Origin of the sequence: Streptomyces chartreusis (genome assembly GCF_008704715.1) — a bacterium.
Lineage (GTDB): Bacteria > Actinomycetota > Actinomycetes > Streptomycetales > Streptomycetaceae > Streptomyces > Streptomyces chartreusis.
In genome coordinates this window covers 389,445-402,581 of the sequence record NZ_CP023689.1, presented here as the reverse complement: position 1 = coordinate 402,581, position 13,137 = coordinate 389,445, and the positions used below count along the sequence as shown (strand labels likewise).

8 protein-coding genes are annotated in these 13,137 nt (G+C 70.8%); 1 reads left to right on the top strand and 7 read right to left on the bottom strand.

Going from position 1 to position 13,137, the window contains the following annotated elements:
* Window positions 1–28 precede the first annotated feature (28 nt).
* The 3 genes from CP983_RS01570 to CP983_RS01560 form a co-directional block, all read right to left on the bottom strand.
* On the bottom strand, window positions 29–1,912 hold the full coding sequence (locus CP983_RS01570) for a LamG-like jellyroll fold domain-containing protein (protein ID WP_150498213.1): 1,884 nt from the start codon (window positions 1,910–1,912) through the stop codon (window positions 29–31).
* Window positions 1,913–2,024: 112 nt separating this feature from the next.
* Window positions 2,025–4,034, bottom strand: a complete 2,010-nt coding sequence (locus CP983_RS01565) for a spermine/spermidine synthase domain-containing protein (protein ID WP_229914608.1) — start codon at window positions 4,032–4,034, stop codon at window positions 2,025–2,027.
* A 109-nt stretch (window positions 4,035–4,143) separates the two neighbouring features.
* Complete coding sequence (locus CP983_RS01560; RefSeq protein ID WP_150498212.1) at window positions 4,144–5,022, bottom strand: S1 family peptidase; 879 nt, start codon at window positions 5,020–5,022, stop codon at window positions 4,144–4,146.
* Window positions 5,023–5,287: 265 nt separating this feature from the next.
* Here CP983_RS01560 and CP983_RS01555 point away from each other — a divergent pair, with 265 nt between their 5' ends.
* A complete protein-coding gene (locus CP983_RS01555) occupies window positions 5,288–6,265 on the top strand; it encodes an LLM class flavin-dependent oxidoreductase (protein WP_150498211.1) in 978 nt (325 codons plus the stop codon).
* A 49-nt stretch (window positions 6,266–6,314) separates the two neighbouring features.
* Here the strand turns inward: CP983_RS01555 and CP983_RS01550 are convergent, their stop codons facing one another.
* The 4 genes from CP983_RS01550 to CP983_RS01535 form a co-directional block, all read right to left on the bottom strand.
* Window positions 6,315–6,998, bottom strand: coding sequence for a TetR/AcrR family transcriptional regulator (locus CP983_RS01550; protein WP_150498210.1), 684 nt, complete (start codon window positions 6,996–6,998; stop codon window positions 6,315–6,317).
* Window positions 6,999–7,061: 63 nt separating this feature from the next.
* Window positions 7,062–8,720 (bottom strand): allophanate hydrolase, encoded by a 1,659-nt coding sequence (locus tag CP983_RS01545; protein WP_150506318.1) that lies wholly within the window; start codon window positions 8,718–8,720, stop codon window positions 7,062–7,064.
* A gap of 5 nt (window positions 8,721–8,725) precedes the next feature.
* Window positions 8,726–12,316: an urea carboxylase gene (gene uca / locus CP983_RS01540; protein ID WP_150498209.1), complete on the bottom strand. Its 3,591-nt coding sequence runs from the start codon at window positions 12,314–12,316 to the stop codon at window positions 8,726–8,728.
* On the bottom strand, window positions 12,313–13,137 hold the full coding sequence (locus CP983_RS01535; protein WP_308436534.1) for an urea amidolyase associated protein UAAP2: 825 nt from the start codon (window positions 13,135–13,137) through the stop codon (window positions 12,313–12,315). The genes uca and CP983_RS01535 overlap by 4 nt, the downstream gene beginning before the upstream one ends.

Genomic DNA, 13,137 nt, shown 5'->3' with positions numbered 1-13,137 from the left:
TCCGCCGTCACCTACTCGTGCGCGCCTCTTACGCGAAGGGCGTCAGGAAGTCGCGCGTGGACAGTGCCCGGTTCACGATGCGGGTGTCGCCGATCCAGCCGTAGAAGCCCTGCCCGAACTTCTCGTCGAACTGGGTGGCGCCGATGACGAAGGGCTTGCCGAGGGTGGTGATGCCGGTCGACGGCTGCGCCGGGTTGCGGGCGATCTTCGAGCCGTCGACGTACATCACGGTCCGTCGGCCGTCGTTGACGAGGGCGATGTGCATCCAGCGGCCGACCGGCACGGCGTGGCTCCAGGACGTCGGGTCGGCGTCCTGCGCGTAGGGGTAGACGACGAACTGGAGGAATCGCTCCGGGGACAGATTGAGGCTGCACGTGGGCTCCAGCGGGGACCAGCCGGTCGTCTTGCCGGCGTCGCCGTTGCGGCCCTCCCAGCTCAGGATGCCCATCCAGCTGTGGTCGCCCTCGAAGGGCTCGGGGAGCATGATGTGCGTCTCGATCGTGTAACCCCGGGTGAACTTCGTGCTGTTGACCGGAGCGCCCGCGGCCGTCGTGAGGATGGCGCCGCGATCCGGGCCCTTCCCGCCGTCGAAGCGGAGGCTGGCGTGCGCCGGCTGGCCCGGGTGGTGGTCGGCGGACCAGGTGAGGGCGTCCGGCCCGCTCGTGTGCAGCCGGCTCACGGTGAGGTCGTTGCCGTTGCCCGTGAGGTCGCGTACGAGCGCCCCGTCGGCCACGGGAGCACCCGGGGTGCCGGCGGCGGACGTACCGGAGGCGTCGAAGCGCCAGTAGGCGACCGTGCCGCGGGGCATCACGGCCGACGCCGGGCGCGACTTCGGCGGGGTGACCGGCGCGAAGCCCTTGAAGCGCTCGTCGAAGTCGACGGCGAGGCTGAACCGGTCCGTGGGGCCCGTCAGTTCGATCGTCTCGGCCTCCAGCGGCGAACGCTGCTCGGGGTCACGGGCGAGGAACCACGGCGAGAACGTCTCGACGTCGATGACCCCACGCACCAGGTCGAAGCCGTAGAGGCGGATCATCCCGGCGCCGCCGTAGTAGCGGTCCTGGTAGTTGGTGATGTGGACGTGGACATCGTTGTCAGCATCGTTGGTCAGAACGGTGCGCCCAGGCGGCCAGTAGTGGCCGCCCAGCGCGAGGAAGATCTGGTCGTTGCCGCGGATGAGGCCGTCCCACAGCCGCTTGCCGTTGTCCGACAGCTGCGCCGCGCCCTCGTCGTCCGACCAGGCGATGTCGTGCGTGGTGAGCACGGCGGGCAGGGTCGGATGTGCGTCGAGCACGCCCTGCGCCCAGCGCATCCCCTTGTCCGACACCCGCCAGTCGAGGGCGAGCACCAGCCATTCGCGGTCCGCGGCGCGCAGCACGTGGTAGCTGTTGTAGCCGTCGGGCGAGGCGCCGCGGAAGGTCGGCATCGACGCATAGCGCTCCGGGCCGAACGCCGCGAGGTAGGCGGAGTCGCCGCGCTGGTCGTCGGTGGAGGACCGGATGTCGTGGTTCCCGGCCAGGACGCTGTACGGCACCTTGCCGTGGATGCCCTTGAAGGTGTCCGCGGCGAGCGAGATCTCCTCCTCGGTGCCGTGCTCCGTGACATCGCCGAGGTGTGTCATGAAGGCGACGTTCGCCTCCTCCCGCTCGGCGACGAGGTAGCGGAACGTGGCCCGCAGGGGCGCGGGATCGGAGCTGTCGGCATCGAACAGATACTGGGTGTCGGGAAGCACGGCCAGCGCGAACCGCGGACTTTCGGCATCGAACCGGGACCGACCACTGCCTGCGGTCATCGAGTCGGCCTGCGCCGGAACGGCACCGGCCGCCGTGACCACCGCGCCGGCCGCGGGTATCGCCACCGCGGCCTGCAGGAGTGCCCGTCTGTCCAGCCGGTGCCTGTGCTCTGCTGTGCTCATCTGCCCTCCAGGTCATGAACATCGCCGTAGGAAGGCACAGTGCTGACCGGCCGTGGCCGGATGATGGCAACAGCCCGAACGGCGGACCCACAAAGGGCGAATGCCGCCGGCGCTAGGTCTTGACGGCCACCGTTTCCTTCGGCGTCCGTGTCATCGCTCCGTCCGGCCCCCGTCCGGTGAAGTGCATGGCGATGCACGCCCCCAGGTACAGCATGGCGACGATCAGCAACAGCGCCTGATAGCCCGTCACCAGGGCCAGGTACTCGAGCGCGCCTCCGGTCAGCGCGCCCAGCAGGTTCGCACCGAACGCCGAGGTCGGGTCGGGGGCCAGTGCCAGCCGGTCGGAGAAGATGAGGTTGGCGCAGAAGATGGGCGCGAAGGCCAGCGCGATGGCGGCGGCGAGCCGGGCGGCGAAGGGCAGCGACAGGACGGACTGCACCGGGACGAGCCAGGCCACCGCCAGAGAGCCGAAGAGCAGCAGCTGGAGGAGCAGCAGGTTGACCCGCCGCAATCTGCGCCGGACCTCGACCGCGGCGAGGACGGAGACCAGAACGCCGAAGAAGACGAGGGCGTTGACCAGCCAGGTCGTACCGAAGTAGAGCGCGAAACCGATCACGTTCTTCGTTTCGAGCAGCATGAAGGCCGCGCCCAGAAGGAACATGTCGGTGTAGCGGACCGTACTTCGGATGCGAACCCCGGCCAGACGCACCGACAGCAGCGTCACCAGCAGGATCGCACCCAGGGCACCCAGGTAGATCGTGGGGACGGTGCGGTGCAGCAGATAGGGGAACGGGTGGTCATCGGTCGCGGCCGCCGGGACCGGGCCGCTGGGCTGCCAGATCTGTTTGCAGGACTGGTCGCCGGGCGTCATGCCGGCCACCAGCACGGCCGCGTTCCGCTTGTACGTCGTCATGCAGGGGGCGTGGCCGTAGAGATCGTCGAGGTCCCCGGCGAAACGGTCGACCAACCAGCTCTTGCGGTAGTAGTTGTACATGGCGAACGCCCCGTCGGGCGTCAGATGGTCGCGAGCCGCCTCGAACGCCTGCCGGGTGAACAGGTAGCTCTCCAGCCGCAGATTGCTCGCGCCCGACACGAGGGTCAGGGAGTCCGGCAGCGCCAGGATGATGAGGTCGTACTTGGCGTTCGTGCGCTCCAGGAATGCCCGTCCGTCGTTGATGTACGCGTGCACTCTGGGGTCGTCGTACGGCTTCGCGGGGTGCAGCCGCGCGCCGATCTCCTGCAGACGGGGGTCGATCTCCACGGCGTCCACGCGCTGGGCTCCGTGCGCCAGCGCGACGGCGACGTCATTGCCGTTGCCGGCCCCGATGACCAGCACGCGTTTGTGCGGGTTGCGGGGCGTCTGCTCGTACGCCTGCCGATAGGGGGAGTTCTCGCGCAGCAGCACCGGCAGGGGAGCGGTGCTCTGGTGAGGGACTCCGTTGGCGGAGATGAAGTAGGTCCGGGTGGTGGTCGGCGAGGCTTCGAGCTGGATCTTGTAGTAGGGCGACCAGGAGATACCGGCGGTGGACGACTCCAGGAACAGCGCGGCGACCATCGCGGTGAGGGGGACGCCGTACAGCAGGCTGTTCCGGCGTCCGCCGAGGATCAGCAGGGCCACGGCGGCGATTACGCCCCACACCACCGAGGGGGCGCGGAGCCACGACAGCACGGCGAAGGAGATCGAGCCGGTGATGCTGCCGAGCAGGTCGTAGCGGTAGGCGTCGAGCGAGGCGAGCTGACGGAAGAGATCGGCGGTGATCTTGCCGATCCCGGCCATGATCAATGCGGTCAGCAGGAAGATCGCGGGCAGCGTCACCCACTGGGGCAGGCCGGTGGTCTTCACGGCCGTGAAGTAGATGACCTCGCTGCTGCTCTGACGCACCTGCACCGGGTAAGCGCGGACGAAGACGACGAGAAGCGCGAGGGGGATCGGTGTCCAGCGTTTGAGCCACTGGCCGCGAGCGGCCGGGATCAGGAATCCGATACCGATGCCGAGGAACGACCCCAGCAGGATGAAGTTCGAGAAGTAGCTGAGATGGACGACGTTGGCGCCCGCCCATCTGATCAGCGCCAGCTCCACGAAGAGCATGGTGGAGCTGGCCAGCACGAGCCTCCAGCGCACCGAGTTTTCTGTTTGTCCGCCTTTGTTCACCTTCACGAGGGTTTACGGTGCCAGTTTTGGCTCGTCGATTCGAGATGCCTTGCCGAGTGCGACGGCGAATGAGCCCTCGTCAGTAGACCGACAGGCCGTATGCGCTCAGCGCTTCCTGGATCGGCTGGTAGTAGCTGGTCCCTCCCGTGGTGCAGTTGCCGGAGCCGCCGGAGAGGATGCCGATGACCTTGTCGCCGGCGTAGAGCGGGCCTCCGCTGTCGCCGGGTTCGGCGCAGATATTGGTCTGGATCAGCCCGCTGACGATGTCACCGCCGCCGTAGTTCACGGTCGCGTTCAGCGCGGTGACCACGCCGCAGCGGACCCCGGTCGTGGCGCCCCGGGTGCAGACCCGTTGGCCGACGTAGGCGGACGCGGTCCCCGTCGCGTCGACCGTCCCGATGGTGCCGGGGTGCGGCACGGCCGGGTTGGCGTAACGGACGACCCCGAAGTCGTTGCCGGGGAAGCTGCTCCCGGTGGTGGGGCCGACGGCCGTGTCCAGGGCGGCGCCGGTGTACCAGGTGGGCAGTCCCTCGGTGCAGTGTCCGGCGGTGACGAAGTAGTACGTGGACCCGCTCTGCACATTGACGCCCGCCGTGCAGCGCCGGCCGCCGGCGTAGATGCCGTCGCCGCCCGAAAGGAGCGTGCGCAGCCGCCCGTCGAGCCGTTCGAGAGTGAGGCCGCCATTGAACCGGGCTGCGGTGCGCCGGAGTTGGGCCAACTCGGTGTCCGAGACCGTCGAGTCGGCGAGGACCCGCAGCCTTCCGCTGCGTTCGTCCACGGTCCACGCCGTCCCGTCCATCCCCAGTGCGGCGACGGCTGAAGCGACGCCGGACGCGGGCGCGGCGGCGGGTGCAGCCGTGGCGCTGGTGCCGGACACCGTGAGGGCGGCCACCCCGAGCAAACTCAGGACGTACGCGATGAGTTGAGAGCGTCCCTTGGTCGTACGGCGTGCTGTCATCCCGAATCTCCCCGAGTACGGTCGGTCGGCTTCGGGCACGCCCTACTGGTCACCGGGCGTGCCGGGCTTGCATGCCGTGGTGCTGGTGTCGTGCGGGATTCGACGGCGAGCCGGAGCCCCCGCCGTGGCTTCGTCCGCGACGACGTGCGGAGGCGGGGCAGCGCTCATTGTGCCCGTGCGGGTCCGACCGGGGTAGGGCGTGTCCCTCGCTCGACGCGGGTCGGAAATCCCAACCATCTTCCGGGAGTTGCGACATGATGATCACATGATGGCTGTACCGCTCTCCGTGCTGGAAGTCGCGATGGTTCAGGCCGGCAGCAGGGCTGCCGACACCCTGCGTGACACGACCACGTTCGCCCGGCACGTCGAGACCATGGGCTACCGGCGACTCTGGTACGCCGAGCATCACCACTCGCCCGCGATCGGCGCCTTCCCGCCGGTCGTGCTGATCGCCCACGCCGCCGCGTCGACATCGACGATCCGGTTGGGCTCCGGGGGCGTTCTCGCTCCCAACCACAGTCCGATCATGCTGGCCGAGCAGTTCGGCACGCTCGCCGGGCTGCACCCGGAGCGGATCGACCTGGGCATCGGACGAGGCCCCGGCACACTGGACGAGCCGACGGCGCGGGCGCTGCGGCGCGGAGCGGGGCCGATCACCGACGACGAGTACCGGGGCGATGTGGCGGCCACCTTGCGGTTCCTCGTGGACGAGGTCGCGCTCGACGACCTGCCCGAACCCTGGCTGCTCGCCTCCAGCACCGCCGGTGCCGCGCTCGCCGCGGACCTGGGCCTGCCGGTCGCGATCGCCCACCACATCCGACCCGACAACACCGCTGCCGCGATCGATGAGTACCGGGCCCGCTTCCGGCCCTCGCGCTGGTGCACCGGGCCGCGTGTACTCGTATGCGTGGAGACGGTGTGCGCCCCGACTCAGCAGGATGTGGAGTGGCTCGCCGGACCGATGAACGTCGTCAAGGTCGGCCTTCTCCAAGGCCGCAGCGACACTCCGTTTCCCACGCCGGCCGAGGCCGCGGAACACCCCTTCACCGAGGAGGAACGACAGGCCCTGGCCGGCTTCCTCCCTCATCAGGCCCACGGCACGCCCGATGCCGTTGTCCAGCGCCTCACGGACATCGTCGACGCGACGGGAGCCGAGGAGCTGATGCTCGTCATGCCCGTCTACGCGTTGAAGGACCGACTGCGGTCCTACGAGCTCGTCGCCACGGCTGCCGGTCGAGCGTGACGTGGGGACGGGCCGGGTCCGGCATGCGCGTCGAGCGACAGCGCGTTCGTCACGCCAGGCCGGTCAGAAGGGCGCGTGCCTCGTCCCTTGCCGTGGCGATCGCCGTCTCGCCCAGCCCGCACAGCCGTAGAGACGACGACGCGATGGCATCCGTGTCCGCCGGATCGGGATCGCGGGTACGGCGGATCTGGATGACGACCTCCACCAGCTGGATCAGCAGCTCCCCGATCCGCTCGGGCGGAATGCTCCCGGTGACGCCCTCGGCCGCCGCCGAAGCGCCGAGCGCGCCGTAGCTCTGCTGGAGTCGGCCCCGGTCGGCGCGGAATGCGTCGAACCGCTCGGTCAGCACCTCCGGCAGGAGATAGAGCGTGCCGATGTTGTACGGGGTGCGGGACAGGGTGCGTACGTCCGTCGCGGCCACCGCGTAGAGCGCCGCGGCCGCGCTCGCCCGCTCCGGCACCAAGGCCTGGATGCGCTCCACCATCTCAAGGCTCGGCCGGACCGAGGTGGCCAGCAGTTCGGCGAGGATCTCGTCCTTCGTGGCGAAGTGGTAGTACAACGAGGCCTGCCTGATGCCGACCCGCTCGGCGATCATGCGGGTGCTGGTGGCGGAGATCCCGTGTTCGACGAAGAGCGCACCGGCGGCGTCGAGGATCTGTTCCCGACCGGAGGCGTTGGGATCGGACGGCGGTGTGTGCCGGGGTCTTCCTTGGCGGGGCCGCGTCCTGGTCATGATCCCATCCTGCCACCTCGGTCAACGGCCGGTGTCGGCGGTGAGCACCGGTGCCGCCTCCGGTCACTTCGATGCCAGGTAGACCCTCCAGCCTCCGAAGCGGGTGATGTCGGGTGCGTTCTCCACGGCGTACGGCTCGACCAGGAAGCCGCTGATCTGCCGTCCGTCGGCCAGTTCGACGGTTCCGATCGCCATCGGCGCGGGGACCGCGGCGGTCAGCACCCCGAACCCTGCCGCGGGCAGCCGCCAGATCTCGCCCTCGATGCCCGACGCGTCCGGGCGGCCCTCGGTGGTTCGGACCAGGCCCGGCTTGGGTGGCTGGGTGGCCAGGGCGTGCAGTCGGTAGCCGGCGGCGGTGCGGGCCGGGCCCACGAGTGTGCCGCCCGCTTGCACCAGCTGGGCGTTGAGGGGCTGCCCGGTGAGGTGGGCGCCGACCACGAACAGGTCGAGGCCCGGATCGGCGAACCGCTCGGCGAGGACCGCCAGGGCACGGTCGGAGAAGGCCGGGCCCGTGAACATCACGCCGAACGGCAGTCCGTCCACGAATCCCGCGGGGACGGCGAGCGAGGCGTGGTCCAGCAGGTTGGCGAAGTTGGTGAAGCGGCCCATCCGGGCGTTGGCGCCGACCGGGTCTTCCGCCACCTCGTCGAGGGTCGGGTGCCAGGTGGTCGTCGGGGTGAGGAGCGCCGCGCAGCCATCGAGGGCCGTACGTGCGGCGGCACCGAGGGCGGCGAGCCGGGCGGTGTCCGCGGCCCAGTCGGCGGCGGTCTTCTCCCGGCCGGCCAGCACGATGGATGCCACGGTCGGGTCGAGGTCCGTACCGATCAGATCGCGGTGCTTGTCGAGGTGTCCGCCCACGGCGGCGTACCGCTCGGCCACGAACGCGCCGCCGTACAGCAGTTGGGCGGCTTCCAGGAGTGGAGTCACATCGGCCTCCACGATCTCCACTCCGGTGCTCGCCAGGCGGGCGACCGCGGTGTCGAAGGCTTCGCGCCAGCCGTCGGCCATGCCCCGCAGGTGCTCCTCGGCAGGGACGGCGACCCTGGGGCGGGCAGGTGGCGGGGGCAACCGGGTGCCGGTGCGCGAGAGCGGGTCGGCCGGGTCGGGGCCCTCGATGGCCTCCGCGGCGGTGCGGGCGAGCCGCAGGTCGCGGGCGAAGACCGTCACACAGTCGAGGGTGTAGCAGGCGGGGACCACCCCGGTCACGGGCACCAGGCCCTTGGTCGGCTTGACCCCGACGATGCCGTTGAGGGCGGCGGGCACCCGCCCGGAGCCGGCCGTGTCGGTGCCCAGCGCGATGTCGGCGATGCCCAGTGCGACCGCCACCGCCGAGCCGGACGACGACCCGCCGGAAATGCGTGCCGGATCCCATGCGTTGCGCACCGCACCGTGGGGACTGCGGGTGCCGACGAGGCCGGTGGCGAACTGGTCCAGGTTGGTCTTCCCGAGCACCACCGCGCCGGCCGCGCGCAGCCGTGCCACCGCGGGCGCGTCGGCGTCCGGCCGGTAGGCGTACGACGGCGCGCCTGCGGTCGTGGGCAGTCCGGCCACGTCGATGTTGTCCTTGACCGCCGCGACCAGTCCTGCGAGCGGAAGCCCCGGATCGATCCCGGCGGCCTCGGCGAGCACGTCGTGGCGGGGCCTGAGGTGGATCCAGATCTCGGGCCGGTCGGCGGACTCGATGCGGTCGTAGGCGGCCTCGACACGTTCGGCCGGTGTCATGGCGTTCATGCCCGCACCGCCGCGAGGATCTGGCCCGGGGCGACCTGCTCACCGGGTTTGACGTAGATCTTCAGGAGTGTCCCGGCGGCGGGGGCGCTCACTTTGGACTCCATTTTCATCGCCTCCAGCGAGAGGATCGGGTCGCCCTCGGCGACGGTGGTGCCCGGCTCCGCGACGGTCTGCCAGACGGTGGCGGTGAACGGCGCGGTGACCGCGAGCGCGCCGTCCGGTACGACGACGGCGTCGGCGGCCGGAGGTTCGGGATCGTCGTTCCGGTCGAACTCGCCGGCGGCCCGCCAGCGTTCCTTCTCGGCCTCGAACGCGGCGCTCTGCTGCTGCCGGAACGCGGCGATCGAGTCGGCGTTCGCGGCCAGGAAGGTGTTGTACTCGGCGATCGAGAAGGTGCCCTCCTGCGTGTCGCAGGGCCCTCGGCCGGCGTCGGTCTCGGCGCGCAGTTCGAGGAGTTCCTTCGCGGTGACCGGGTACCACTCGATGCGGTCGAAGAAGCGCAGGGCCCACGGGGATTCCTGGAACAGACCGCCCCTGCGGAACCGGTTCCAGATCTGCACGGTGCGTCCGACGAACTGGTAGCCGCCGGGGCCCTCCATGCCGTAGACGCACAGATAGGCACCGCCGATGCCGACGGAGTTCTCCGCTGTCCAGGTGCGGGCCGGGTTGTACTTGGTGGTCACCAGGCGGTGCCGCGGGTCCAGCGGGGTCGCCACGGGGGCCCCGAGGTAGACGTCCCCGAGGCCGAGCACCAGGTACGAGGCGTCGAAGACCGTACGGTAGACGTCGTCGGCGCTCTCCAGGCCGTTGACGCGGCGGATGAACTCGATGTTCCACGGGCACCAGGGGGCGTCGTCGCGTACCCCGGCCATGTACCGCTCGATGGCGAGGCGGGTGGCCGGGTCGTCCCAGCTGAGCGGCAGCCGGACCGTGCGGGAGGGGACCACCAGCTCGTTGGTGGGCGGGACCTCGTCCTCCAGTTCGCGCAGCAGGGCGGTGAGGTCGCGGGCCTTGAGGCGGCGGGCGTCGGTGTGGACCTGGAGCGACCGGATGCCCGGGGTGACGTCGACGATGCCGTCGGGCGCGTGCGCGGCCAGGGTCTCCTGGAGGGCGTGCACGCGCATCCGCAGGCCGAGGTCGAGCGCCATGGGGCCGTACTCGACGAGGACGTTGTCGTCGCCGTCCCGACGGTAGGTGACCGAGGGGCGGGTATCGGTGGCTTCCAGACGGCCCAGTATGCCGTCGTCGCCGTCGCCGCCCGTGCTGATCAGCGCCGGTTCGGCGCGGCGGGCGTCGAGGGCGGCCGCCTCGGCCTCCTTGACCGGCACGAACCGGACGGTGTCGCCGGGGCGGAGCTGGCCGAGCTTCCACAGTTCGCCGCTGGCGACCACCGCGGGGCACACGAACCCGCCGAGGGACGGCCCGTCGGGGCCCAGGATGATCGGCGTGTCACCGGTGAAGTCCAGGGCACCCACCGCGTACGGCGTGTCGTGGATGTTGGACGGGTGCAGTCCGGCCTCGCCGCCGTCCTGGCGGGCCCAGCGCGGTTTCGGCCCGATCAGGCGGATGCCGGTGCGGGCAGAGTTGTGATGCACCTTGTAGTCGGTCGCGTAAAGGGTGTCGATGTCCTCGCGGGTGAAGAACTCCGGTGCTGCGTGCGGCCCTTCGGTGACACCGATCTGCCAGTTCGAGGTGATCGCGGGACGGCGCTCGGGCGGGGTCGGGCCGCCGGTCGGGGCGGTGTGTGCGGCGGGACGCAGTACGTCCCCGGCGAGCAGCGCCCGGCCGCCGTGGCCGCCGAAGCCGCCGAGGGTGAATGTCGAGGCGCTGCCCAGGTATTCGGGCACGTCGATGCCGCCCGTGACGGCCACGTATGTGCGCAGACCCGGGCCCTGCGCGGTGCCGAGGACCAAGGTGGCGCCGGCCGATACCGGCACCGGTTCCCACAGGGGTGCCGTGGTGCCGTCGACGGTGACAGGGACCGGGGCGCCGGTGACGGCGACGACGGTCGCGGCGGAGAAGCGCAGGGTCAGACCGCCCGCGGTGACCTCAAGTGCGGGTGCCTCCGCCGGATTGCCGACGGCCAGGTTGGCCTCGGCGAAGGAGACGGGGTCGAAGGGGCCGCTCGGGGGCACGCCCACGTGCCAGTGGCCGAGCCGGCCGGGGAGGTCTTGGACGGTGGTCATCGCTCCCGGCACCAGGACGTCGATGCGCGGCTCGGGGTCGAAGGTGGTGGCGAGCGTGCTGGTGCTGTGCACGGCCTCGCGCACCTCACCGTGCACGGTCAGCCAGCGCAGCAGACCGAGGTTGGTGACGATGCCGTCGATCCGGCTCGCGCCCAGCGCCTCGCCGAGGACGTCGAACGCGGTGTCGCGGGTGGCGCCGTGTGCGATCACCTTGGCGAGCATGGGGTCGTAGTACGGCGAGATCTCAAGGCCGGTCTCGGCGAACCCGTCGACCCGGACACCGGGCATCGAGTCGGCGCCCTGGCCGGGGAAGAGCGCCCGGGTGATCAGGCCCGAGGAGGGCAGCGAATCCTTGCCGGGGTCCTCGGCGTAGACGCGGGCCTGGACGGCATGTCCGGTGGGCGTCCACTCCCGCTCGAACACCGAGTCGTCGACCCGGCCGTCGCGGGCCAGTTCGAGCATGAGCTCGACCAGGTCGACGCCGTACGCCTCCTCGGTCACCGGGTGTTCGACCTGGAGCCGCGTGTTGACCTCGAGGAAGGCGGCCTCCTCGCGGACCGGGTCGTAGACGAACTCCACGGTCCCCGCGCCGCGGTAGGCGACCGATGCGAGGAGCCGGTGCGAGGAGTCGTGCAGCAGGGCGCGGATCCCGTCGGGCAGGGCCGGAGCCGGGGCCTCCTCGATCACCTTCTGGTTGCGGCGCTGGAGCGAGCAGTCGCGGTCGCCGATGACGGCGATCCGGCCGGTGCCGTCGCCGAAGACCTGTACCTCGACGTGCCGGGCCGGGCGCACCAGACGTTCCAGGAACACTCCGGCCGATCCGAAGTTGGACTCGGCGAGCGCGGCCACGCGGGCGAACGCCTCGCGCACCTCGTCGGCGGTGGCGCAGGCCTGCATGCCGATGCCGCCGCCACCGCCGGTGGCCTTGACCATCACGGGCAGTCCGATCGACTCGGCCGCGGTGACGGCCTCCTCTGCGCTCGCCAGGAGTTCTGTCCCGGCCAGCAGCGGCACCCCGGCCGCCTTGGCCAGGGCGCGGGCGGTGTGCTTCTCGCCGAAGGCGGTGATCTGGTCGGCGGTGGGGCCCGCGAAACGCAGGCCGGCCTCCTCGACGGCGCGGGCGAAGGCGGCGTTCTCGGAGAGAAAGCCGTAGCCCGGGTGGATGATGTCGGCGCCATGGTCGAGCGCCGCCTCGACGATCGCGTCGCCGCGCAGATACGACTCGCGGGCGGGCGCCGGACCGAGCCGGACCGCGTGGTCGGCCTCGCGGACGTGCGGGGCGGCACGGTCGGCGTCGGAGAAGACGGCGACGGTGGCCAGTCCCATCCGCTTGGCGGTGCGGATGACGCGGCGGGCTATCTCACCGCGGTTGGCGACGAGAACGGTGACGGGACGGGTCACGCGGCAGCCTCCGAGGGGCTCTGCGAGTTGGCGTCGTGAGAGGTCGCGGGGCTGCTGGGGGCCACGACGATCATCCGAAGCGGGGTCGGGTTGAAGTCGTTGCACGGGTTGTTCATCTGCGGGCAGTTGGACACCAGCACCAGGACGTCCGTCTCGGCGCGCACCGCGACCCGTCGGCCGGGCGCCGACATGCCGTCGACGATGCCCAGCGCGCCGTCCGCCTCGACGGGCACGTTCATGAACCAGTTGAGGTTGGAGACGAGGTCCCGCACCCCGAGGCCGTGCCGGGAGGCCTCGGCCAGGAAGTTCTCCCGGCAGCCGTGATGGAACATCACATGGTGGCCGTAGCGCAGGGTGTTGGACTCCTTGCCGCAGGCGCCGCCGATGGTGTCCTGACGGTCGATCTCGTTGGCCACGACGGTCATGAGGGGGCGTCCCTCATTGCTGCGCAGGACGGTGCCGGTGCGCACGTAGGCGTTGCCCTGCCAGGCCAGCGTGTCGGGGACGCTGTAGCGCTCCTCGGGGTCGGCCGCGTCGTAGAGGAGACAGTCGGCGGACTGGTTGCCGCCGACGTCGACGATGGTCAGGACGTGCCCCTGCTTCACCACCGCCGACCAGGCCGCGTTGGGCGCCACCTTCTCGTCCAGGACGACCGTGCCTTCGACCAGGCTCGCCCCCCAGTCCAGGGCGGAGCCCTCGGCGTACACGGCACCGACCGGGACGGTGGAGGCGATCGTGCCGCCCGAGGTGGTCGGGTAGGTGTTCACGACGGTCTCGATGGGTTCGGCGGGCGCGAAGCCCTCGGTCTGGCTGGTCGCCAT

What these genes read in the sequence shown, in the direction of transcription:
- CP983_RS01550 (WP_150498210.1), bottom strand. Translation starts at nt 6,998, where the DNA reads ATGACCAGGACGCGGCCCCGCCAAGGAAGACCCCGGCACACACCGCCG.
- CP983_RS01560 (WP_150498212.1), bottom strand. Translation starts at nt 5,022, where the DNA reads ATGACAGCACGCCGTACGACCAAGGGACGCTCTCAACTCATCGCGTAC.
- CP983_RS01555 (WP_150498211.1), top strand. Translation starts at nt 5,288, where the DNA reads ATGATGGCTGTACCGCTCTCCGTGCTGGAAGTCGCGATGGTTCAGGCC.
- CP983_RS01535 (WP_308436534.1), bottom strand. Translation starts at nt 13,137, where the DNA reads ATGGCGACCAGCCAGACCGAGGGCTTCGCGCCCGCCGAACCCATCGAG.
- CP983_RS01545 (WP_150506318.1), bottom strand. Translation starts at nt 8,720, where the DNA reads ATGACACCGGCCGAACGTGTCGAGGCCGCCTACGACCGCATCGAGTCC.
- CP983_RS01570 (WP_150498213.1), bottom strand. Translation starts at nt 1,912, where the DNA reads ATGAGCACAGCAGAGCACAGGCACCGGCTGGACAGACGGGCACTCCTG.